This window comes from Pseudomonas nitroreducens, from assembly GCF_014204515.1.
Lineage (GTDB): Bacteria > Pseudomonadota > Gammaproteobacteria > Pseudomonadales > Pseudomonadaceae > Pseudomonas > Pseudomonas nitritireducens_A.
In genome coordinates, this window is sequence record NZ_JACHLI010000060.1 from 1 (window position 1) to 23376 (window position 23376).

The window sequence follows — 23376 nt, forward strand, 5'->3', positions numbered from 1 at the left end:
CGCCTTGAACTACCGATCCCCAAGGGAATTTCGGCGGCGCAAACAGGCAGCAAAATTAGCGTGAGTCCCTGTACTCAGATGCGGGGAGCAGACCAATTGACCACCTCGCTTTCGATCCAGCCAACACTTCGCCCCGTGAGGGGCACAGGCCGCGGAAACTCACCTGAGCCGACCAGCTTGTAAATCGTAGATATAGCAAGCCCCGTCGACAGAACAACCGCATTCAACCGCAACACTCTCATGACAAGTCATACTCCAACTGATTAACTTCAGCGCTGATTGGACTGGCCTTGCCGTAAACAGACACAAATCAACTAACGACCACAAGAGCTTCAGCAAAGGACATGCGCGAAACCAAGATCCCGTTCGGAGAACGTGACGGTACCCTCTTTCGCGCCCACGAGGTCGAAAACGGGCTGAGTTGTGGGTGCGTCTGCCCTGGGTGTCAGCAACCATTGAATGCAGCCAACAATGGCGAGAAGGTCATTCCACACTTCCGCCATGCGAAATCGAACGACTGCTTTGATGGCTTCCGCGAAGGCGTTAGACGTGCTGCGGTCGCGCTCATCGCTCAGCACAAACAGCTCATGCTCCCAGCGCTGATAGAAACAGTCAGATTGACCACACGCGGTGGCCGGCTGCTGGAGGAAAAGGTCGAGCTGCAACCAGTGGTGATCCATGCAGATAACGTTGAGCGGTTTGTTGACCTGGGCGGTTTGAGAGGTCATGCCGTCCTGCACCAATCCGATAGGCAGCTGATCGTCCGGATCAAGCTTTCAACGCGGATGGAGCATGAACGCTATCGCCAGCTCGAAGCGCTAGAGCATTCCAGCATGGAAATTGATCTCCATCACCTACCACTGGAGCAGATCAATGATCCGGCCAAATTCGAGCACGCGGTTTTGCATGACTCGGTAAACCGACTTTGGATCCGATCAATTCGCGGCGAAAAGCTCGCAGCAAAAGCCCTGCAAAAGCTTCAGTCACTGGCAGCCGAAATAAACGCTCAGTGGCAACTAGAACAGGCAGAGCGTGAGGCTGCTGAGCAAGCCCGGCAGATTGAGCTCGCCAATGAGAAAGCCGAACTGCAGCGCGCACTAGAAGCCCATAGAGCCAAGCAGCTTCAGATGGCGGCCAAACAATCAGCCTCAGAGCAAGACAACACGACAGAGGACAGAGCCGAGTTGATAGCAGGAACCATGCTGAAGGCCTTACAGGCATGGGGAGGACGAGCCGTTGAGTGCACTGCCTGCTACTTGCTCAGCCCACCTGATTCAAGATTCTGCCTTTACTGCGATGCCTCTACCAGCAAGGTAAACCCTGTAACGTTATCACCGGACATACCCTCCACAATTAATTTGCGCATGCGGTGTTCTGCAAAGCCAAATACGTCACTGAGAAACGCTCCCATTCTCATTGCCCGACCATATTTCGACGAGGCTGAAGAACACTAATTCTTATAGACATGGAAGCTGCACACGCACAGCGTCAGGAAAACACCGCAAAATATAAAGCAACGAACATCCCAAGAATACCAAAGGAAAGGTTTAATCAACTTTCTTTTTCGAGGTTCTCCCCCTGCCTGGAGCCTTTTTAGACTTAGCTGCCGAAGCTTTCTTCTTGGCCAATTTTTCTGCAGCTTTCTTGGCGACATCTGCAAGATAAACTGCAGACTCAGGAATATGCATTAATTTTACCTGAAAGCCATAAGAGGAAATTGTCTTCCCATAATTCTGCAAAGTGACCTTACTAAAGAAAGGAATATCTAAATTCTCTGATGCAGGACCGTCAACGATGGCGTATACAACATCATTACCACGTGCCTCAAATGGATTCGGGACAGGATTAATGCTCTGCGCTATTAATTGTGAATTTACATCCTGAATAAAACCATCCTCCCTGACCATAAGAGTCGACGCAACAAAACCTTGAGCAAAAAGATGACTCAACGTGGACGATCCTCGCCCGCGCTTAACATGAATAAATTCGCCTCTCTCATTACCAATTTTAGGCTTATATATATCGCAAACCTCAATTTTGTCGTAGCTGCCACCAAACCTTATAAGTTTTCTGTCCAGCATCGCTAAAGCACCGCCTGCCCGAGCGCATACATCTTCATTATAGGAGCCTTCGCCATCATGTTGATATTCAACAAATGGGGCTTCAAATTTCTTTCTTGGAAGACTCGAAAAATACCCCTCAACAGCTGTTTGAAAAGAGCTCTCTACCTTAAACCAACTACCAACATTCAAAATAAATAAGCCTAACTTATTTCTCACCTCAGCATACAAGCACCGGAAGGCACTAAAAGACCTTAAGGGAGAACCATCAGATAGAACTAAAAAAATATCTCGTCGCTTAAGTGTTTCAAGCGTGGCATCGCTACGAAGGGTTGATAGAAATCTATCTAGATCAAGAACTGGATCAATTTCATCATCCTGAGCATTGTTGCTATAGGCAAAGCCGGTAATCCCAGACCAGTCGATTATGTCTGGAATTGCAAGCCACATATTTTTCCTTTCCGTAGAATTTAGTGCCTCCCAAAGCTGGTTTTCGAGTGTAGAAATAAGATCTTTATCCTTGACAGGCAGCAGATTCTCAACCCAAGAGAACTCGCTAGGATGCCCATCTTCATCTCGATCCAAATAGTCTTTTGAAGCCGATCGCTCCAGGGCAAGTTTAAGAAAACCACCTAGGCCAGAAAGCTCCATTGGAATGGAGGCTTTAAAAGAGTCAATTCCCGCTATGACGCTACCAAAAATCTCTAGATAATCACTTTTAGTGTGCCCAACCAACCCTCTGAGCAGGTCTTGCTCAGCATTGATCATATAGTCGGATACGGCTGCAGCTTTAACTGTCTGGGTACGACTTATTCTTGGAGATGCATCAAATGTCTGGCGATCAATTGACGCTATTTTATCAGGCAAAACACTATTGAGAACTACCCGAATGCCGAAACGGTCTTCGATAAGTCTAGGCTCAATCAAGTGCCTACCATATCCAAATGCAATAGCAAATTGTCGACCAGACTGCTGCACAACCAAAATAGCAGAGATACTCTTGTTCTTCCATCTGGAAGTATTTACATCATCAGCAAGCCCTGACTGAACAAAGCTCAACCACTCAGGCGAGGTTTCCACCAGTGGCTTACGCACAAATAGAGTACCGCTTATACCATCTGGACCGAGAGGAAACTTATCCGTTCCTATTTGCCTTGGCTTTCCACCCGATCCAATGGGACTGGCGATGAAGTCTTTTGGAGTCCAAGACTGAACACCAGCAGGGGGTTCTTTAAGCAAATAAACATTCAGAGTAATTCTTTTTGGACTTTTATTATTTGCCATTACCACTCCTAAGCACCAAAAAATCCATCAACCATGATTACTGAGAAAACCTGATTTACCCCCCCTGACGCTACCATTCAATAGCAAACTCAGCAGCAGTTTGCCTCAAAATGCCCGCACCAAAAAATTAGAAAAGCCAACGCATTTACTTTCAAGAATTAACTCAAAATAATAAAAAACACGTCAACTTGCATTCCAAATTAAAGCCGCGACCTCAAAGAGTAGCTTTTGCCGTTCTTCAAGCTCACTGGGACCAAACTCATCAAGCGCCCTAAATCCGAGTCCAGATTGCTTAGTAAAATCGCGAAAGTCCAATTTACTGTGGTAAGAGTCACTGCGCAGCGTCTCATTCCAATAAAGCGTATTGGCATACGACTTCAGCTTGTCCGCATATAGCTCATTACCGCTCGAAATATTATCCTTCCCCTTCATCAACAACACACCGCCAAGCCGATTGCGCTCGACCTCAAAGCGCTCTTCATCACCATCGAAAGCATCAAGACTTTCTGCATTGCGTGACAATATATGTTCGATATGAAATCCAGTCTTGGCGCCTCTGAGGGTGACAAGATTCTGCAAGGGATGCTTCATTTTTAGCTTCATACCTTCGGCGAGAAATTGCTCTACCCTACCAAAGAAAAATCGAGTGAAGCGAGTATTCAAGCGATCAATAGTCATATTGCGGAATAAGCTATAACTAAAGACGGATGAGACGGCAATCGCACGCTTCCTGGTAATTTCCTGCAAAAGATGCTTCTCGAACACCAGTGGGATCTGAGCCACTGGCTTTTCGCGGATCTCGGCGCTAATCTCAAATAATTTAACAGCAAACTCATTACTGTCGTAAGCGCCCTGCAGCTGCTGAAGCGAGAACATTCGATCAAGTTGTTCTGCTACCACACGAATCTTGGCGACTTCCTCCGGATCATTCACGGTGCAGGCCGACAAAATAAGCAGATGCTGACTATCCAGCTCGTTCAGGCTGTTGAAGAAGACCGCTGGGTACTGTTCATTCTCGTGCTGGCTGGCATGCAGCAGTCGTACATACAGCTTCGTGTAGTACGAAAAATCCTCCTTGAGAAATGCTTTGACCTTGGAGGAATCATGCTCAAGCTGGAGAAGCTGATTGATATCACTCTTGAACATTTCTCTGTGGTAGTCGCCATCAAAGCGCTGTCCAGCCTTTCGGCTATCGGAGAACTTGCTCTTCAACCAGTAACGGAAAAAACTATCGATTTCATCTTCTCGATAGGCGTTCACCGCCCTCACGTTCGTATCCCAGAGCTCGTTATAGTTACCAGAGTCAAGTTCAAGCTTGTCGATCTGCCCCAGGAGCTTTCCTTTCAATATCTCGTAAGGCTTGAGTCGTACACCACGGTCATTGATGACCTCGAACACCATCGGTACATGGGTAGAATCGACGGACAGATTGATGAGCACCAGGCGGTAAAGGAAGTAGTGAACGAAGGTCTCGAACTTGTGCTTGCTGTTCAAACGGGTAGATAGCTCCGCCGCGATTACCGAGAAGTTCCTCAGCATGTTGGCAGCCGTCAAGCCTGTGGATCTATCTACAGCCTCGGGAGCGACACCATCCATCAGGGCCTTGAGAACATGGATATGACGGACGTGGTTCATCCAAAACTCGTATTCCACCCCCGAATAGCCGGCGATTTTGCGCTCCAACCAACCAGAGGTCTTCGACTCGAAGACCTTGGCCATCCGGAACAGCTGAACCAGAAAAAGCGTCAGGGTTGTCAGGCGCTGCTGGCCGTCAACTACAAACACCTTGCCCTGTACGGTGTTGGTGACATAGGTGTTGAGGTAGTACCAGGGATACCGGGCGTTGATACTCTCCGAGTTCGGTTCCAGAGCCGAGTGCTTGGAATAGGCTTCATCGAACTGGTAGAAGACATCGTCAATCAGACGCCGTACGGGCTCCTCCGTCCACTTGTAGTCCCGCTGATAGAAATCGATGTAGTAAACCGTCGATGCAAAGGTGCGATCCAGGTTCTGCTTGTCCGGCTGAATATCCATATCAAAAACGACTCGAAGAATTGATCCTGACTGCGGAGCTGGCTACTTGACCAACTCCATCAGCTTCCCATACCCATCCACCACGTCGTACCTAACCTGCTCCGATGTAATCTTGGCGAAGAATTTCCGCGCACAGGCGATCTTCGAGGCCTCGATGGCACGCAGATCCAGGCTGGACATGGACCCTTTGGTTTCAGCAATGAAGTAGATGTGCTTCACCTTGCCCTCGTTGAAGGCAATGGCCCAGTCCGGGTTGTAGTTACCAACTGGGGTGGGGATGAAGAAGCTCTTCGGCAGTTTGGCGTAAACAACTACCTCAGTGCTGGCATCCAGCTGCTCGACGAACTTGCGCTCGTTGGTCGAGTCGGTGAACACGTAGTCGTAGATGTGGCGCTTGGCCTCGAAAGCGTTGCTAAAGTCGTCTTTCGGCTTTTCGGCGGTGAAGATGTCCGAGCTATGGGTCTCGGCCACCGGGTCGTAGGCAATATGCTCGACGATAGCCGTGGCCTTCTGCTCGTTGATCAGCGTGGCAGCCCTGGCGATGAAGTCTTCCGGGTTGGTCTTGTACTGGCTGAAAACGGCAGCATTCAGACCCTGCAGAACGCGCGCGATGGTGCGGCGCGTCAGCTGGGTGGCCTCGGCCAGGTTACCGAGCAGGTCGTATTTCACCGCCGAATGCACCGAGTTTGTGTAAGTCTCGGTGGCCGTCTGCGCCAGCTTGAACGCCTCGCCCCGTTTCAATTCGTCGAAACTGGCATGCTCTTTCTGCGTGCCGCGCTCGATGATGTACTGCATGGGCTTTACCCGCAGTCCCTCATCCTTGTCGTTGAGTGCGGCAATGCACTTTTCGACCAGCTCGTCGGCCTCGAAGTTGACGGTGTACGCGGCCTTGCGATTGATCTTACTCCACAGTGCCTGGAACTCCTGGCGCTCGAAGTTGGCGTTGAGCGGATTGACCTTGGTCTTGCGGCCGTCGCCAATATGCGGCAGCTGCGCCTCGCTGAACACACTGTCGATCAGCTGAAACACCTGCTGGGTATAGGGCTTCAGCTCATCAGGCAGCTCGGCCAGCTGCTCATCCTTCTTCGCGGCGTGGTAGGCAAGCGTGATCTGATCGTTGTCGTCGGTATAATCGTTCTTCAGCAGATATTTGTAGATCTGCTTGGCCATTTGCGGCGTGACTTCCACGTCGCCGCTCAGGGTCTGCAGAACCTTGCCGGTGAAGTATTTCTCGTTGGCTTCGCGCGGCCTGGCCGATAGCGAGTCACTGATGTCCTTCTGCAATGCACCGACGAACTCCCTGTAGCTCTCGCTGGCCACCACGGTCAGTTCATTGATGTCGTGAACGGTCGCCGGGTAGTCCATTCGGTCGCCGTCCTGGTTGACCGACAGGCGCAGCCCGCGCCCGACTTCCTGGCGGCGGGAAATGGTGTTGTCGCTGTGCTTGAGCGTACAGATGACGAAGACGTTGGGGTTATCCCAACCTTCGCGCAGGGCCGAGTGGGAGAAAATAAAGCGCACCGGCTCGTCGAAGGACAGCAAACGCTCCTTGTCCTTGAGAATCAGGTCGTAGGCATCCACGTCGTCGGTTTCGGTCGACTTTTTGCTGGTGGAAGGGTCTACCAGGCGCTTGCTTTTCTTGTCGATGGAGAAATAGCCGTTGTGGGTCTGGCTAACCAGAATTCCTTTCAGATAACGGTTGTACGGCGTGTCCTCCAGGCTCAGCACCTCGTTGAGGTAAGCGTTGTACTCCTCCTCGAAGACCTTCGCATACTCGCCCGGCTGCTCTCCGTTTTCATCGTACTGACGGTACTTCGCAACCTCATCGATGAAGAACAACGTCAGCACCTTAATGCCCTTGCTGAACAGCATCATCTCTTTCTCGAAGTGCGCCTTGACCGCCTCGCGGATCTGGATGCGGCGCATGGCTGGCTCGTCCAGATTGCCCACTGCCTCACCAGAGACCAGCTCCACGCCATTGGTGAAGCTCAGAGTGTCGATCCGCGCATCGATCTCGGCGACCACATAGCCCTTATACTGATCCAGACCACCGGACAGGTCGTACAGGTTGTCATTGCGGCCGAGCTTACGCATGACACGTTTGATGCCACTGTTCTGCTTGATCTCTATCTCCGCTCGCGCCACCGGGGCCTTGTTGGTGGAGGTATCGATGCCCTGCAGGAACAAATAGGCATTGGTGCCGGGCAAGTTTTTCACCGTGATGCCGCGCACGTTGATCTTCTTCACCAGTTTCTGGTTGTAGGCGTCCAGCGCATCCAGACGGTGGATCTTGTTGTACTCAGTCTTGTGGGTCGCCGAGTAGCGCACGATAAACAGCGGGTTGAATTCGCTGAACGATTCTAGGGTCTTGGCCCCCTCCATCTTCTGCGGCTCATCGAGGAATAGAATCGGGCGGTTGGCCCTGATCACGTCGATGGGGCGGCGTGACTGGAAATCGTCCAGCTCCTCGTAAATCCGTCGCTGATCCGCACCACGTGCGGCGAAGGCCTGGACGTTGATCACCATGACGTTGATGCCAGCGTCCGAGGAAAAACTCTCCAGGTTGTGCAGTTGCTTGGAGTTGTAGATGAAGAAGCGCGCCTTCTTGCCGTAACGCTCCAGGAAGTGCTCGGCGGTGATCTGCAGCGACTTGTAGACCCCCTCGCGGATGGCGATGCTCGGCACCACAACTATGAACTTGCTCCAGCCGTAGCGCTTGTTCAGCTCGAACATGCTGCGGATATAGCAGTAGGTCTTCCCGGTACCGGTCTCCATCTCGATATCGAGGTTGATCGGGCAAGCGGTTTTCTTGTCGTTCACTAACGCAGCCGACTGCGGCAGGTTCTGCCGACGTTGCACCGCCTGCAGGTTGGTTAGCAGTTGATCTTGCGTCAGGGCTAGCTCCGCATTGCGGAAGCCAGCATCTACAGCCGCGATGGCCGGCTGCTGCTCCATACCTGCCAGGGAGCCCTGCTGCGGCGCAAACGGCGCGGTGCCGACGCCGGGGTCAATGCGATAGCTTACGCCCGACGACTTAGGCTGGCCGGCAAAGCAGTCGGCAAGGGACTCCACCGCATGGAGCTGATAGGCCTGCTCCTTGAATTTCAGCTTCATTGCAGGCCCCTTATAGCGTCTTGATTTCAGTCATCGGCGACAGCAGCTTGAATAGCTGCTCGACGTTGATCTTCACGCTGTCGCTGGCAAAGCCGTTGTCGCGGAATACCACGCGCAGCGGTTTATGTTCAGCAATCTGTTTGACGAAGGCCTCGTCGATGCCCTTGTCAAAACAGGCAACCAGGGCGTTGCCGTCGACAAAGAACACCTGCTTGCCGGCAATGGTCTCCTGGCTGATCGGCAACGCCAGATCCACGCCCCAGTCCAGCAGCACCTGGAACAGCAAGTCTTCGGGAGTGCGATCTTCGCGGATATTGTCGACTAGGCCGGAAAGCAGATCCTGGCTGACGGCATCAGGGGTGTAATAGACCTCCTTCATGTTTGATGTATCAACTTTCAGCACTCGGAAACCAATATCCACCTCATTCCCCTGAGAACTATCCAGAGCTATTTCCCTACCTGCTCTGCGCACTCTCTCCTTGGTAATTTCTGCAATTGTGGAGAATTTATTATCATCCAGAGCCTCTGGCAGCTGAACAACAATAAACCTGCAAGGTTTTCCATTACAGCTCCGCTCCATAACTGCATGTGCAGTAGTGCCGCTCCCAGCAAAGAAGTCGAGCACTATGTCATCCGGATCGGAACATGAAATATCGATAATCCTACTCAACAGCTTAACTGGCTTTGGCGAGTCGAAAACATTCTTTCCATCGAAGAGATTTTTCAACTCCGTTGTTGCCGCCTGAGTATGCCCAGCCTCCTCTGAACTCCACACAGACCGAGGAACAACATTATCCATTTCAGATAGATAAAGTTTTACACGAGGCGATGTTGACGTTCCATTTGCTCCCCAATAGAGCCGCCCTTCCTCTGCGAGCTTTTCGGTCACATCCCTTCCATACTTCCAAACTGCAGTTTCTTTTGGATAGACATCCTCACCAGTATAAGGATTCTTAATAGGGTAAAATAAATTCGGCCTTTCACTTTTTGATTTATTGCAAGTATATGTGGCAGAATTCCATACCCCCTTAGGATCATTGTCAGGATTTTTATAATAAGACAGCTGATCCGAGGTTCTTTCAAGCTTATTTGGCCGCCAGCACTCTTTATCTTTTGCATAGACAAAAATAATGTCGTGATCGGAGCTAAACCACTTCGCATCATTTGCCGGGGACACTCGCTTTTGCCAGGCAATCTGAGTCACAAAGTTTGCAGATCCAAATATTTCATCTAACATATGCTGGAGATTAGCAGCTTCATTGCTATCGATATTTACAAAAATAACACCATCTTCGCGCAATAGATTCCTAGCCAGCCTCAACCTCGGGTACATCATTGAAAGCCAATCCGAATGAAAGCGACCATTAGCCTCAGTATTCGCAACCAACCGCCCCTCAGCCGCATCGATCTGATAGGACCTATCAAGATAACTCGCAAGATCCACCGAAAAATCATCATTATAAATGAAGTCCTTTCCGGTATTGTAAGGCGGATCTATATATACAAGCTTGACTCCCCCAAGGTAGGCCCCCTGAAGAAGTTTCAGGGCCTCTAGGTTATCGCCTTCAACAAATAGATTGCGCGTTTTGTCGAAAGAAACACTTTCATCACGAACAGGCCGCAGTGTTTTAGCAGTCGGGGCATTAGCAGCAAGCAGGGAATCACGCTTCCCTGGCCAATTCAGCTGAAAGCGCTCCTGCTGCCCCTCAACGATATATTCGGAAAGCTCCTGCCTAAGCAGATCAAAATCGATAGCTTTTTTCAGCCCACTCTTGCTATCAACAGCCTCGGTCACGCAATTGGGGAAAATCTGAGCCAGTTTCTCGATATTCGCCTCGACCAGATTGGGCGAATGCATTTTCAGCTTGTCCATGGGACGTCCTTTATCTTTTGAATTCTTGATAGCGAGTTGAGGCTTAAGCACTCAGCACGTCAATTTCGTGTTTTAGCTCCCGCAATTGGGCATTGAGCGCCACCTTGCGATTGAACTGTTTCTCTTTATGCAGGCGAGCCTCCAGCTTCTTGTACTCGCCCTGCCGGCTGCGCAGCCGAGCCAGGCGCTCTAGCTGCTCGGGCAGGCTTTCGCCGGCTCGGGCGGCCTGGGGCAGCAGACTGCGCAGCAGCTGTTCGTAAAGGCCTTGCAGGTCCAGCGCCACGGGCAAAGACTGTCGTTCAATCGTATCCGCCAGCCAGGGACCAGCAAGATAGTCATCGAGCACCCACTTCCCCACCTCGGCCTGGCTGGGCCGCTTGAAGGCAGCAACCATGCATGCCTGCTGGCCTCGGTGCAGCTGAAAAATGATCGGCAGGGGTATGGCTCTATCAATCGCACGCAAGACTTCGTCATCCAGCTCAGCGCCTTTGAGTTCGATGTCGAAAACCTGAATCTCCGGCACCTCCGACCGAGCCGACAGGTTGAGGGTCTCCGGCGCCAGCTTGTAGGCCCAGGTTATTTGCTCGACCTGAGTTACAAACTTGTCGCGCAGCGCGCTGCCGATCTGGCCGTGCTCATAAATCTTGGTTTTCGGCACCGGACGGCCAACTCTGGCCTGGCCGGGAAACGCGAACAAGACTGGCGCGGGCCGAGTCATGCCACATCCTGAATGACGATGAAGGTGATCAGCTCGAAGTCATCCAGTCCGGCAATGGTATCCACCAAGGCGGTGGTCTTACCGCCACTAAACAAGCTGTCGATGTCCTTTTCTTCCTTCACTTCGATCATCGAGTGAATGGCCTGATCGAGCAGGTTGGAATAGGCCTGCATATCGCGGCCATCGTTCGTGATTTGGTTGAAGCGCTGGTAGGCCTCTCTGATCGGCTGCCCCTGCCCTTTGCAGGCGGTGCGGGCCAGGTCCAGCAGGCGCTTGGCCTCGCTGTAGTCGCTGATTACTCGCCCATGGTTGTCGATGTAGATCAGATAGTGGGGATAGAGGCGGTTATGCTGGTTGATGTCTACTCCATGGTTGCGATTACGCAGGGTGAAGATCACACCCGGAAGCAAGCCCAGTTCAGGCTGTGCCGGCACCACGGCATGCATGCCGTTGGGCAGATGGCTCAAGTCGCCGTGCTGTTTAATGTAGTTGAGCAGATCCATGCGGAAGTCGTTGAGGCCAAGGTCGGTGATGGAGACACCGGTCTTCAAGTCTTCCATCTCGATCACTTCATCCTGCAGACGGCGCAGCTGTTCCTTGCGGTAGGCCACGTCGTTGGCTTGAGCATTGAGCACGTTGTCATCGCCGGTCGCAGTGACGTCGGCGATCATCATGCGATTTTCCACCCGCTCCTTAAGATTGATGTACTCGTCCAAGCTGATATCCGGCCAGTAGTTGACCAGCTGAATACTGCTGTTCTGCGAGCCGATCCGATCCACCCGGCCAAAGCGCTGAATGATGCGTACCGGGTTCCAGTGGATGTCATAGTTGATCAGGTAGTCGCAGTCCTGCAGGTTCTGGCCCTCGGAAATACAATCGGTGCCGATGAGAATGTCGATCTCGCGCGGCTCGTCCGGATAGATCGCCGCCTTCTCCTTGGAGCGTGGCGAGAACAGGGTTAGCAGCCCCTGGAAGTCATAGCTCTGCCGGCTGCCCTGCATGGTGCCAAGGGTGGATTTCGGCGCGTCGCTGCCGGTGACCTTGCCCGTGTGCACCTGGTAGTTTCGCTGCAGGTAATCAGCCAAGTTGTCGTACAGGTAGTTAGCGGTATCGGCGAAGGCAGTGAAGATCAGCACCTTCTTGTTGCCGGGATTGATCGGCGAGGCGATTTTGCTGGCGATCTGAGTTTTCAAGTGTTGCAGCTTGGCATCGTCGGCCGGGGTGACCTTGGACATTTCGCCTAACAGCTCGTCAATGAACAGCAAATCGGCCTGCAGATCCTGCTCCCATGAGGGCAGGTCCATATCCTCCAGACTGATCTGAATTTTTTTGCCAATGCTAATGTCGCCAGGCATCGGCCAGCTGTCCTCATCGAAGTCTGCCTCTTCAAAGGCCGCAGTGACGTCGGCAAAACCTGTTGACTGGCCGGTTTTGTTGAACTGGGCAATCTTATCCAGGGCACTGCGATGGCTGGCCTGCAGATTTTGCAGGGTTAGACGGAAAGCTTCCACCGAGCTCTCCAAACGCTTGAGCAAATTGGTGGTCATCAACGCCTGCAGGCTCTTCTCCCGGTCAACCTGCTTGAGCTTGCCTCGCCCACCTTCCACCTGGGTGTCGTACTGCTCCTCATACTTCCTCAGGCGGCTGGGCAGGATGTAGCTCACCGGCGCATATACGGCAAGCTTGAGCAACGACAGGTGATTGAATATCTCGTTGAAGCCAATGACATCGTCGCGCTGAGTCAGCGGGCAATGGAATGACATCGGCTTGCGGCGCTCCGGGAAACGGCCAATGTCGGCAGTGTTGTAGAAGGTTTCGATGTGTCGACGAGAGCGAGCAATGGTGACGCTGTCCAGCAGCTCGAAGAAGTCGAAATCCAGGCTGTTAAGAATGGCCGCCGCCGTGCGCTTTTCCGGCGGCAGATTGGCCCAAGCGTTGAACGCCGCCTGAGCGCGGCGAAATATGCTGTCGATGTCTTTCTCGGTACGCAGCTTGTCATTGAGGTTGTCGCTGTCACCCTCGTAGGCCAACGCCAGCTGGTTACGCAAATCGCTGAAACGATTGTTAACCGGAGTCGCCGAGAGCATCAGCACCTTGGTCTTCACGCCCTGACGGATGACCTGATTCATCAGCCGCTGGTAACGGGTTTCCTTATCCTTGTAGAGATCGTTGTTGCGGAAGTTATGCGACTCGTCGATCACTACCAGGTCGTAGTTGCCCCAGTTGACCCGATCCAGCGGCATACCCAGCGAGGTGCCGCGGCTGCGGCTCAGGTCGGTGTGACACAGCACGTCGTATGCAAAGCGATCCTTGGCGAGGATATTTGTCTTCAGGTTCTGGTTGTAGGTGAGCCAGTTGTCGGCCAGCTTCTTCGGGCAGAGCACCAGGACGGACTTGTTGCGCAGCTCGTAGTACTTGATCACCGCCAACGCGGTAAAGGTCTTACCCAGGCCTACGCTATCGGCAAGGATGCAACCGCTGTAGGTTTCCAGCTTGTTGATCAGGCCGGTGGCCGCATCGCGCTGGAAGTTGAAGAGCTTGTTCCAGATCACCGTATCCTGATAGCCGGTGCGATCGTTGGGTAGCACGTCCTCGCTCACATCCTCCAGGAACTCACGAAAGATGTTGTAGAGCATTAGGAAGTAGATACGCTCGGGGGCATTCTCCTGATACACCGAGGCAATGTGATCACAGAGCCGAGCGGTGACGTCTTCCAGCTTTTCCTGGTCGTTCCAGATCTGCTCGAACAGATTGAGAAACATGCCCGTGTGGGCTGGCTCATCGAAGCGGGTGACGATGTTGGAAAGTGCGTTACCCTTCTGGTAACCCAAGTCGACCGCCGTAAACCCTTGCACCGGCATGTAGACGGACTCCGAGCTTGGCGCACGCACCCCAATGAATGGCTGCATGGGTGCCTGGCCACGGTTGGAGCGGAAAGTAGCCTTGCGACGGATCCAGTCGGCACACTCCCTGGCAATGGCTTTCTGGGTAAGCTTGTTCTTCAGTAGGATCTCGAACTCGCTTCCGGTCAGACTACGCTCACGCTCGGCCTTGGGAATGTGGAACTCGCGCTGTTCCTTCTTCAGCTTGTCCGTCGCCTCGTTGGGCACAAAGGTCGGCGAGGTGAAGATGAACTCCAGGGAGTCGATGCTCTCAAGCTCTCGCTTGAGCGCCACATAAGCGTATATAGAGAAGCAGGACGCTGCGATCTTCAACTTGGCGCCAGGCTTGAGCGTACCTTTGAGGCTCTCACCCAGCAGCGAATTGATGTTGTCGATCAGCTCCATGAGACACTCCCCTGCCCTTGTTGATCAGCGCTGCCAAACGCGCACCTACGCAAGACGCTGATAGCAATCCGCCTACCCGGTCGATCCTAATCCCCCACCGCTTTCAAGCCAATCTCAATTGGCAACCAATTGGCAACCAGAACGGCTATTTTTAGATCAGCCATGAAAAACACCGGGCATAAAAAAATCCAGTCACCGCTAAGTGACTGGATTTTTTAGGGTTTTTTGGTCGGGACGGAGTGATTCGAACACTCGACCCCTTGCACCCCATGCAAGTGCGCTACCAGGCTGCGCTACGCCCCGACGTTGCTTCCAAGTTCCCTCAGAAGCGGATCGCACTATACCCCAAGCATTTGCTTTGGAGAAGTGCTTTTTTCATTTTTTTCAGTTACTTGCGCAGCACATGCAGCACGTCTTCCAATTCGGCGATCATCTGCCGGATCAGTTGCTTGTACTGAGTGGCGTCCTCGCGGGCTTCGTCGCCGGTGAGGCGCTGGCGAGCGCCGCCGATGGTGAAGCCCTGATCGTAGAGCAGCGCACGGATCTGGCGAATCATGAGGACGTCCTGGCGCTGGTAGTAGCGCCGGTTGCCTCTTCGCTTGACCGGGTTGAGTTGCGGGAACTCCTGTTCCCAGTACCGCAGCACGTGCGGTTTCACCGCGCAAAGATCGCTGACTTCACCGATGGTGAAATAGCGCTTGCCCGGGATGGGGGGCAACTCGTCGTTATGACTTGGTTCCAGCATAAGCTTCAACCCTGGCCTTCAGTTTCTGCCCTGGACGAAAGGTGACGACGCGCCGGGCTGTGATCGGGATTTCCTCTCCCGTCTTCGGGTTGCGTCCGGGACGCTGGCGCTTGTCGCGCAGGTCGAAGTTGCCGAAACCCGACAACTTCACCTGTTCGTTATGCTCCAGCGCCTGGCGGATCTCTTCGAAGAAGAGCTCCACCAGTTCCTTGGCTTCCCGCTTATTCAGGCCCAGCTCTTCGTACAGACGTTCAGCAATTTCAGCTTTCGTCAGAGCCCCCATACGCTACTTCCTTAACGTGGCGTTGAACCTTTGTTCCAGCGAGGCGACGATATTCTGCGTAGTCGCGTTCACCTCGTCATCATTAAGAGTGCGTGATGGATGCTGCCAGGTCAAGCCAACGGCCAAGCTTTTTCTAAGCGGATCAATGCCTTTACCGTGGTAGACGTCAAACAGCCTGAGGTCCGTCAGCCATTCGCCCGCCGTTTCACGGATATTGGCCAGAATGAATTCGGCCGGAGTATCCAGATCGACGATCAGGGCGAGGTCACGGCGCACTTCGGGGAAGCGCGACAGTTCGCTGAATTTCGGCAGGCGGCCCTTGGCCACTTCAGCCAACACCAGCTCGAAGAGGTAGACCGGGCGATCCAGGCCCAGCGCCTTGGCCAGCTCCGGGTGCAGGGCGCCCAGGTAGCCGACCAGCACGCCGTCGCGCTCAATCTTGGCGGTCTGCCCCGGATGCAGCGCCGGGTGCTCCGCCGGGGAGAAGGCGAAGGCTTCGATCGCGCCTGCGTTACCCAGCAGCGCTTCGACATCGGCTTTTACGTCGAAGAAGTCGACGCTCTCACGGCCGTTGGCCCAGCCTTCCGGCTGACGGGCACCGCAGACGACGCCGGCGAGCATGTTTTCCTGCACCAGGCCTTCCAGCTGACCGACGAAGCGCAGGCCGCTTTCGAACAGGCGCACACGGGTCTGCTGACGGTTGAGGTTGTGCTGCAGGGACTTCACCAGTCCCGGCCAGAGCGAGGCGCGCATGGCGGCCATGTCGGCGGAGATCGGATTGGCCAGCATCAGCGGCTCGACGCCGGGGTGGAACAGCTGGAACAGCTTGGGATCGATGAAGCTGTAGGTGATGGCTTCCTGGTAGTCGCGGGCGACCAGCAGGCGGCGCAGCGCCGGCAGTTCGGCCTGGGACTCGGACTTGGTGTTCGGCGCCAGGCGGGCCTGCGGGTAGCGAACCGGCAGACGGTTGTAGCCGTACAGGCGGCCCAGCTCTTCGATCAGGTCGACTTCGATGGAGACGTCGAAGCGATGGCTCGGTACCCCCACGGTCCACGCATCGGCACCGGCTTTCTGGACGTCGAATTCCAGAGCAGTGAGCAGACGCTCGATCTCGGCGTTTTCCAGGGTCATGCCCAGCATCTGGGTGACGCGCTCGGCACGCAGGGTGACCGGAGCGACCTTGGGCAGGTCGGCTTCGTTGACCGCTTCGACGATCGGGCCGGCTTCGCCGCCAACGATCTGCAGCAGCAGTTCGGTGGCGCGCTCCATGGCGCGGCGGGCCAGCTGCGAATCCACGCCACGCTCGAAGCGGTGGGAGGCATCGGTGTGCAGGCCATAGGAACGGGCCTTGCCGGCGACGGCGATGTTGTCGAAGAAGGCGCTTTCGAGGAACAGGTCGCGGGTCTTGGCACTGACGCCGCTGTGCTCGCCACCCATCACACCGGCGATGGCCAGGGCACGTTCGTGGTCGGCGATTACCAGGGTGTCGGCACGCAGGGTGACTTCCTGGCCGTCGAGCAGGACAAGCTTCTCGCCCTCCTCCGCCATGCGCACGCGCACGCCGCCCTTGATCTCGTCGAGGTCGAAGGCGTGCATCGGCTGGCCCAGTTCGATCATCACGTAGTTGGTGATGTCGACGGCGGCGTCGATGCTGCGGATATCGGAACGGCGCAGGCGCTCGACCATCCACAGGGGAGTCGGCTGGCTCAGGTCGACATTGCGGACCACGCGGCCGAGGTAGCGCGGGCAGGCCTTGGGCGCCAGCAGCTCGACGCTGCGTACTTCGTCGATGTGCGGGGCAACGGCGTTGACCACCACCGGTTTGACCTCGGCGCCGTACAGCGCGCCGACTTCGCGGGCGAGGCCGGTCAGGGACAGGCAGTCGCCGCGATTGGGGGTCAGACCGATCTCGATGGAGGCGTCGTTCAGCTCAAGGTAGTCGCGGATGTCGGCGCCCACCGGCGCGTCGGCGGCGAGCTCCATCAGGCCGGCGTTCTCTTCGCTGATTTCCAGCTCTTTGGCCGAGCAGAGCATGCCGTTGGATTCAACGCCGCGCAGCTTGGCCTTCTTGATCTTGAAATCGCCCGGCAGTTCGGCGCCGATCATGGCGAAGGGGATCTTCAGACCCGGGCGCACGTTGGGCGCGCCGCAGACGACCTGGAAGGTCTCCGAACCGTTGCTGACCTGGCAGACGCGCAGCTTGTCGGCGTCCGGGTGCTGCTCGGTCGACAGCACTTTACCGACGACCACGCCGCTGAACTGACCGGCGACCGGGATCACGGCGTCGACCTCAAGGCCGGCCATGGACAGACGAGCTACCAGCTCGTCACGGGATACCTGCGGATTTACCCAGCTCCGCAGCCACTGTTCACTGAATTTCATCCTGCTCTCCTGAATGCGTTGACGGTCGTGCGGGCTAGCGGAACTGGCCGAGGAACCGCAGATCGTTGTCGAAGAACAGGCGCAAGTCGTTCACGCCATAGCGCAGCATGGCCAGACGCTCGATGCCCATGCCGAAGGCGAAGCCCTGGTACTTCTCCGGGTCGATGCCGGACATGCGCAGCACGTCCGGGTGGACCATGCCGCAGCCCATGACTTCCAGCCAGCCGGTCTGCTTGCAGACGCGGCAACCCTTGCCGCTGCAGAGCACGCACTGGATGTCGACTTCCGCCGAAGGCTCGGTGAAGGGGAAGAAGGACGGACGGAAGCGGACGGAGAATTCCTTCTCGAAGAAGGCGCGGAGGAATTCCTCGATGGTGCCCTTGAGATCGGCGAAGCTGACGTCTTCATCGACCAGCAGACCTTCAACCTGGTGGAACATGGGCGAATGGGTCAGGTCGGAGTCGCAGCGGTAGACGCGGCCCGGGCAGACAATGCGAATCGGCGGCTTCTGGTTTTCCATGGTGCGGACCTGTACCGGCGAGGTATGGGTGCGCAGCAGCATGTTCGCATTGAAGTAGAAGGTGTCGTGCATGGCACGAGCCGGGTGGTGACCCGGAATGTTGAGCGCTTCGAAGTTGTGGTAGTCGTCTTCGACTTCCGGACCCTCGGCGACTTCGTAGCCGATGCGGGTGAAGCACTGCTCGATGCGCTCCTTGGTGCGGGTGACCGGATGCAGGCCGCCGGAGGACTGGCCACGGCCCGGCAGGGTCACGTCGATGCGCTCGGCAGCCAGCTTGGCGGCGAGGGCGGCGCCCTCAAGCTCAGCCTTGCGGGCGTTCAGCACATCCTGAACCTGTTCCTTGGCGACGTTGATCAGCGCGCCGACCTTGGGGCGCTCTTCGGCCGGCAGGTCGCCCAGGGTCTTCATGACCTGGGTCAGCTCGCCTTTCTTGCCGAGGTAGTGAACCCGGATCTGCTCCAGGGCGTTGACGTCTTCGGTGTTTCGCACGGCGTCCAGGGCCTGCGAAACCAGCGCGTCCAGGTTTTCCATGTACCAACTCCAGATACAAAATAGGGGAAGAGCGGTAAGGCTCTTCCCCTATCGGTGACGTTACGTCCGGACCGAAATCCGGTAACTGTCGTAGGGCTTAAGCCAGGCTGGCTTTCGCTTTCTCGACAATCGCGGTAAACGCCGCTTTTTCGTTCACAGCCAGATCGGCCAGGACCTTACGGTCGATCTCGATGGCCGCCTTTTTCAGGCCAGCGATCAGACGGCTGTAGGACAGACCGTTCTGACGAGCACCAGCGTTGATACGGGCGATCCACAGGGCGCGGAACTGACGCTTGCGCTGACGACGGTCACGGTAGGCGTATTGGCCTGCTTTGATGACCGCCTGCTTGGCAACACGGAACACGCGCGAACGCGCGCCGTAGTAGCCTTTTGCGAGCTTCAGAATCTTTTTGTGACGACGACGGGCAATCACGCCACGCTTAACACGAGCCATTTATTTATCCTCTACCAGAAATCAACGCAGACGCAGGGAGCGCGCTACACGGCGAACGTCGGAAGCAGCGAGCATCGAAGTGCCGCGCAGCTGACGCTTACGCTTGGTGGTCATTTTGGTCAGGATGTGGCTCTTGAAAGCGTGCTTGTGCTTGATGCCACCAGCAGTCACTTTGAAGCGCTTTTTGGCGCCACTCTTGGTTTTCATCTTTGGCATGTTTGGTACTCCGCATTCGTTAACAACTGATAACCATCAGGCCTGCCAGTGCCCGGGAGGTTATTTACGCTTCTTGGGAGCGATGACCATCATCAGCTGGCGTCCTTCCAGCTTAGGATGCTGTTCCACGGTGCCGATTTCGGCGAGGTCGGTTTCGACCCGCTTCAACAGCTCCATGCCCAGCTCCTGGTGGGCCATCTCACGACCTCGGAATCGAAGCGATACCTTGGCCTTGTCCCCTTCATTAAGGAAACGTACCAGGTTGCGTAGTTTTACCTGGTAATCCCCTTCTTCCGTCCCTGGACGAAACTTGATTTCTTTGATCTGTTGCTGGTGCTGGTTTTTCTTCGCAGCAGCGGCTTGCTTCTTCTTCTCGAAGAGGTGCTTGCCGTAGTCCATGATGCGGCAGACAGGGGGCACCGCATCAGCAGAAATTTCCACCAGGTCCAGCTTGGCCTCGTCAGCCAGGCGCAGAGCCTCATCAATGGAGACCACGCCGATCTGCTGACCGTCAGCACCAATCAGACGAACCTCACGGGCGGTGATGTTCTCGTTGATCGGCGGTTTCGGGAGAGCCCGCTTATCCTGCCTCATTTCACGCTTAATAATGATTACTCCGAGTCTTGGCGACCACGCCGGGAAACCGCCTGAGCAAGCAGCTCAGCGAACTGGGCGACCGGCATCGAGCCGAGGTCTGCCCCTTCGCGCGTACGTACGGCGACGGCCTGCGATTCAACTTCCCTATCGCCGATGACCAGCAGATAGGGAACCTTGAGCAAAGTATGCTCGCGGATTTTAAAGCCAATTTTCTCGTTTCTCAAGTCAGACTTGGCACGGAATCCGCTTTGCTCGAGCTGACGCACCACTTCTTCGGCCCATTCACCCTGCTTGTCAGTGATATTCATCACCACCGCCTGGGTCGGCGCGAGCCAGGCCGGGAACTGGCCGGCGTAGTGCTCGATGAGCATGCCGATGAAGCGCTCGAAGGAGCCGAGGATCGCACGGTGCAGCATGACCGGACGGGTACGGCTGTTATCTTCGGCGATATAGCTGGCATCCAGACGCTCCGGGAGGTTCGGGTCGTACTGCAGGGTGCCGCACTGCCAGTTACGGCCGAGGCAATCCTTCAGGGTGAACTCGATCTTCGGACCGTAGAAGGCGCCCTCGCCCGGCTGGTATTCCCACTCCAGGCCGGATTCGTTCAGAGCATCGGCCAGCGCGCTTTCGGCGCGATCCCACAGCTCTTCGGAACCGACACGCTTGGCCGGACGGGTGGAGAGCTTCATGGAAACGTCGCTGAAGCCGAAGTCCGAATAGACCTGCAGGGTCAGCTTGATGAAGTCGGCCGCTTCCTTCTTCACCTGCTCTTCGGTGCAGAAGATGTGGGCGTCATCCTGGGTGAAGCCACGCACGCGCATGATGCCGTGCAGCGCGCCGGACGGCTCGTTGCGGTGGCAGGCGCCGAACTCGGCGAGACGCAGCGGCAGGTCACGGTAGGACTTCAGGCCCTGGTTGAAGATCTGCACGTGGCACGGGCAGTTCATCGGCTTGACCGCGAAGTCGCGGCTTTCCGACGAGGTGGTGAACATGTTCTCGGCGTAGTTGGTCCAGTGGCCGGAGCGCTCCCAGAGGATGCGGTCGACGACCTGCGGGGTGCGGACTTCCACGTAACCATGGTCGCGCTGCACCTTGCGCATGTACTGCTCGAGCACTTGATAGACAGTCCAGCCGTTCGGATGCCAGAACACCATGCCCGGCGCTTCTTCCTGGAGGTGGAATAGGTCGAGTTGCTTGCCGATGCGACGGTGATCGCGCTTCTCGGCTTCCTCGATGCGCTGGATGTAGGCTGCCAGCTGCTTCCTGTCCGCCCAGGCGGTGCCATAGACGCGCTGCAGCTGCTCGTTCTTCGAGTCGCCACGCCAGTAGGCGCCGGAAATCTTGGTCAGCTTGAAGGCTTTCAGGAACCGGGTGTTCGGCACGTGCGGGCCGCGACACATGTCCACGTACTCCTCGTGGAAGTACAGGCCCATGGCCTTCTCGTCCGGCATGTCGTCGATGAGGCGCAGCTTGTACTCCTCACCACGGGCCTTGAAGGTCTCGATGACTTCGGCGCGCGGCGTCATCTTCTTGATGACGTCGTAGTCCTTCTCGATCAGCTCAGCCATGCGCTTTTCGATGGCAGCCATGTCTTCCGGGGTGAAGGGGCGCTCGAAGGCGATGTCGTAATAGAAGCCTTCGTCGATCACCGGGCCGATGACCATCCTGGCGGTCGGGTACAGCTGCTTGACCGCATGGCCCACCAGGTGAGCGCAGGAGTGGCGGATGATTTCCAGCCCGTCCTCGTCCTTCGGGGTGATGATCTGCAGGGTCGCGTCGCTGTCGATGAGGTCGCAGGCATCGACCAGGCGGCCGTTGACCTTGCCGGCCAGGGTGGCTTTCGCCAGGCCCGCGCCAATGGATTGCGCCACCTCGGTTACGCTGACCGGATGATCGAAGGAACGCTGACTACCGTCGGGAAGAGTAATGATGGGCATGGCGCCTCCTCTCCTAGTGGTGACCCCTACGAAAGGCCACATGGGTTGGGATGTGCCAGTAAGCGTCGCCCGCCGGGATGGCCTGCCTCACAGTGGCAGGCGCCTTGTCGGCACCCTGCGCTTGCGCGCGCGGACGGAGATCACTGGAAGAAATCGAAACTTGCCCGCAAACGATAGCGGGCAAGGCGTGGGATGTTACTGCAAGTTGGCGAACCTGACGAGCGGCAAGCCTGACCTGCCTCAGTACTGATCGATAAATTCCAGCACGGCGCGATTGAAGGACGCCGGTCGGATGACATTCATGCCATGGGATGCCCCATGTATCGTCACCGATCGCCCATCGACCAGTGTCGCCTGCAGCGCCTGGATGATCCGCGGAAAGGGTTCCGGACTCTTCGCCCCACCGATCAACAATACCGGCAACTGAAGTTGCGCCAACTGCTGATGATTAATAGGGGCGGGATGATCATCCACTTGCCCGACCAATGTCATGGCATTGGCCGTAGCCATCTCGCGGAACTGCCGGGAAGATCGCGACCAGACTCCCACCCCACTGACGGTATCGACAAACAGTTGCAACCCCTCTTCCACTGCTCCCGCGCGAATCATCTCCAGCGCCTGCTGGCGAAACTGATTGCGCTCGACGGGAGAAACTGGCGCTTCGATGTTTTCCAGACTGAAAACATCATCGGCGAAGTCTCCGCCGGGGTCGGCAAGGGTCAGCGACAGCAACTTCTGCGGAGCCGCCAAAGCCACCCGCAGACAGATATTGCCGCCGCGCGAATGGCCCAGCAGATGGACCGGCGTGGATAACTGATCGATCAGCGCCAGCAGATCCGCAACATGTTGCCGGGTGGAAAACCCCGGCCCACTGCCATTCCACTGCTCGGGAAAATAATGCCGCAGACTGGGCGCTATCACCCGGTAATGGGCAGACAAAGCCTGGACCTGCCCCTGCCAGTAACGGTAGTCGCAGAGCGAGCCATGAACCAGCAGCAAGGGCTCCCCCTGGCCGGCAACCTGGCACGTCAGTTCATATTCATTGACTTGGTATCGCACTATTTCGTTATTCATCCAGCACTCACACGCAGCGCACCACAATAAAGCACACAGACTCCGCAGGGACTATTCGGCACCTAACAATCCAGCCGAAGCCTTTAGCTCGCGCATTATCGCCCATCGACCAATTAACTGGACAAGCTTTCCTGCCCTCACGTATTTAAAGTATGTTTTCCAAATCGCAACAGGAGGTGCGGCAGAAAACTTGGACTGATTAGACGATGATTCCTAGAGACCTACGGTGCTCCAAGGGGCTGCGTGAGCCAAGCGACATTTTGATCC

Annotated in this window: 17 protein-coding genes and 1 tRNA gene; 1 reads left to right on the plus strand and 17 read right to left on the minus strand. The window is 55.6% G+C overall.

Annotated features, from left to right (window positions below; translation table 11 throughout):
* Positions 1-74: 74 nt before the first annotated feature.
* Entirely contained in the window at positions 75-242 is a 168-nt protein-coding gene (locus HNP46_RS34805; protein ID WP_184598661.1) for an AlpA family phage regulatory protein, read from the minus strand.
* Between the two features lie 102 nt (positions 243-344).
* Between HNP46_RS34805 and HNP46_RS34810 the strand changes: the two genes are divergently transcribed.
* Positions 345-1454 (plus strand): hypothetical protein, encoded by a 1110-nt coding sequence (locus tag HNP46_RS34810; RefSeq protein ID WP_184598664.1) that lies wholly within the window; start codon positions 345-347, stop codon positions 1452-1454.
* 93 nt (positions 1455-1547) lie between these two features.
* On the opposite strand, the gene HNP46_RS34815 is transcribed toward HNP46_RS34810, so the two are convergent.
* From HNP46_RS34815 to HNP46_RS34890, 16 genes are all read right to left on the minus strand, one after another.
* Positions 1548-3344: a TIGR04141 family sporadically distributed protein gene (locus HNP46_RS34815; RefSeq protein WP_184598667.1), complete on the minus strand. Its 1797-nt coding sequence runs from the start codon at positions 3342-3344 to the stop codon at positions 1548-1550.
* A 183-nt stretch (positions 3345-3527) separates the two neighbouring features.
* Positions 3528-5378 (minus strand): DUF262 domain-containing protein, encoded by a 1851-nt coding sequence (locus HNP46_RS34820; protein ID WP_184598670.1) that lies wholly within the window; start codon positions 5376-5378, stop codon positions 3528-3530.
* A gap of 42 nt (positions 5379-5420) precedes the next feature.
* Positions 5421-8492 (minus strand): type III restriction-modification system endonuclease, encoded by a 3072-nt coding sequence (locus HNP46_RS34825; protein ID WP_184598672.1) that lies wholly within the window; start codon positions 8490-8492, stop codon positions 5421-5423.
* 10 nt (positions 8493-8502) lie between these two features.
* Complete coding sequence (locus HNP46_RS34830; RefSeq protein WP_184598674.1) at positions 8503-10365, minus strand: site-specific DNA-methyltransferase; 1863 nt, start codon at positions 10363-10365, stop codon at positions 8503-8505.
* Between the two features lie 43 nt (positions 10366-10408).
* Entirely contained in the window at positions 10409-11083 is a 675-nt protein-coding gene (locus HNP46_RS34835; protein WP_184598677.1) for a DUF4391 domain-containing protein, read from the minus strand.
* On the minus strand, positions 11080-14370 hold the full coding sequence (locus tag HNP46_RS34840) for a helicase-related protein (protein ID WP_184598680.1): 3291 nt from the start codon (positions 14368-14370) through the stop codon (positions 11080-11082). The genes HNP46_RS34835 and HNP46_RS34840 overlap by 4 nt, the downstream gene beginning before the upstream one ends.
* Before the next feature lie 226 nt (positions 14371-14596).
* Positions 14597-14673 (minus strand) — tRNA-Pro (locus HNP46_RS34845).
* Positions 14674-14758: 85 nt separating this feature from the next.
* On the minus strand, positions 14759-15115 hold the full coding sequence (locus tag HNP46_RS34850) for a MerR family transcriptional regulator (RefSeq protein ID WP_015476661.1): 357 nt from the start codon (positions 15113-15115) through the stop codon (positions 14759-14761).
* Positions 15096-15398 carry an integration host factor subunit alpha gene (ihfA, locus tag HNP46_RS34855; RefSeq protein ID WP_003090661.1) on the minus strand — a complete coding sequence of 101 codons (303 nt, stop codon included), beginning with the start codon at positions 15396-15398 and terminating at the stop codon, positions 15096-15098. Before ihfA ends, HNP46_RS34850 begins: the two co-directional genes overlap by 20 nt.
* Before the next feature lie 3 nt (positions 15399-15401).
* Entirely contained in the window at positions 15402-17780 is a 2379-nt protein-coding gene (gene pheT / locus HNP46_RS34860) for a phenylalanine--tRNA ligase subunit beta (protein WP_184598683.1), read from the minus strand.
* Between the two features lie 34 nt (positions 17781-17814).
* Entirely contained in the window at positions 17815-18831 is a 1017-nt protein-coding gene (pheS, locus tag HNP46_RS34865; RefSeq protein ID WP_184598685.1) for a phenylalanine--tRNA ligase subunit alpha, read from the minus strand.
* Positions 18832-18928: 97 nt separating this feature from the next.
* Complete coding sequence (gene rplT / locus HNP46_RS34870) at positions 18929-19285, minus strand: 50S ribosomal protein L20 (protein WP_003099086.1); 357 nt, start codon at positions 19283-19285, stop codon at positions 18929-18931.
* Positions 19286-19306: 21 nt separating this feature from the next.
* The gene (rpmI, locus tag HNP46_RS34875) at positions 19307-19501 is read right to left on the minus strand and encodes a 50S ribosomal protein L35 (RefSeq protein WP_017516491.1); all 195 of its coding nucleotides are present in this window, start codon (positions 19499-19501) and stop codon (positions 19307-19309) included.
* 60 nt (positions 19502-19561) lie between these two features.
* Positions 19562-20113 carry a translation initiation factor IF-3 gene (gene infC, locus HNP46_RS34880; protein WP_184598692.1) on the minus strand — a complete coding sequence of 184 codons (552 nt, stop codon included), beginning with the start codon at positions 20111-20113 and terminating at the stop codon, positions 19562-19564.
* Positions 20113-22035: a threonine--tRNA ligase gene (thrS, locus tag HNP46_RS34885; protein ID WP_184598688.1), complete on the minus strand. Its 1923-nt coding sequence runs from the start codon at positions 22033-22035 to the stop codon at positions 20113-20115. Before thrS ends, infC begins: the two co-directional genes overlap by 1 nt.
* Positions 22036-22275: 240 nt before the next feature.
* Entirely contained in the window at positions 22276-23109 is an 834-nt protein-coding gene (locus tag HNP46_RS34890) for an alpha/beta fold hydrolase (protein ID WP_184598690.1), read from the minus strand.
* Positions 23110-23376: the final 267 nt, after the last annotated feature.

Coding starts and splice junctions, on each gene's coding strand:
- HNP46_RS34805 (WP_184598661.1), bottom strand. CDS start 242: ATGAGAGTGTTGCGGTTGAATGCGGTTGTTCTGTCGACGGGGCTTGCT.
- HNP46_RS34810 (WP_184598664.1), top strand. CDS start 345: ATGCGCGAAACCAAGATCCCGTTCGGAGAACGTGACGGTACCCTCTTT.
- HNP46_RS34815 (WP_184598667.1), bottom strand. CDS start 3,344: ATGGCAAATAATAAAAGTCCAAAAAGAATTACTCTGAATGTTTATTTG.
- HNP46_RS34820 (WP_184598670.1), bottom strand. CDS start 5,378: ATGGATATTCAGCCGGACAAGCAGAACCTGGATCGCACCTTTGCATCG.
- HNP46_RS34825 (WP_184598672.1), bottom strand. CDS start 8,492: ATGAAGCTGAAATTCAAGGAGCAGGCCTATCAGCTCCATGCGGTGGAG.
- HNP46_RS34830 (WP_184598674.1), bottom strand. CDS start 10,365: ATGGACAAGCTGAAAATGCATTCGCCCAATCTGGTCGAGGCGAATATC.
- HNP46_RS34835 (WP_184598677.1), bottom strand. CDS start 11,083: ATGACTCGGCCCGCGCCAGTCTTGTTCGCGTTTCCCGGCCAGGCCAGA.
- HNP46_RS34840 (WP_184598680.1), bottom strand. CDS start 14,370: ATGGAGCTGATCGACAACATCAATTCGCTGCTGGGTGAGAGCCTCAAA.
- HNP46_RS34850 (WP_015476661.1), bottom strand. CDS start 15,115: ATGCTGGAACCAAGTCATAACGACGAGTTGCCCCCCATCCCGGGCAAG.
- ihfA (WP_003090661.1), bottom strand. CDS start 15,398: ATGGGGGCTCTGACGAAAGCTGAAATTGCTGAACGTCTGTACGAAGAG.
- pheT (WP_184598683.1), bottom strand. CDS start 17,780: ATGAAATTCAGTGAACAGTGGCTGCGGAGCTGGGTAAATCCGCAGGTA.
- pheS (WP_184598685.1), bottom strand. CDS start 18,831: ATGGAAAACCTGGACGCGCTGGTTTCGCAGGCCCTGGACGCCGTGCGA.
- rplT (WP_003099086.1), bottom strand. CDS start 19,285: ATGGCTCGTGTTAAGCGTGGCGTGATTGCCCGTCGTCGTCACAAAAAG.
- rpmI (WP_017516491.1), bottom strand. CDS start 19,501: ATGCCAAAGATGAAAACCAAGAGTGGCGCCAAAAAGCGCTTCAAAGTG.
- thrS (WP_184598688.1), bottom strand. CDS start 22,035: ATGCCCATCATTACTCTTCCCGACGGTAGTCAGCGTTCCTTCGATCAT.
- HNP46_RS34890 (WP_184598690.1), bottom strand. CDS start 23,109: ATGAATAACGAAATAGTGCGATACCAAGTCAATGAATATGAACTGACG.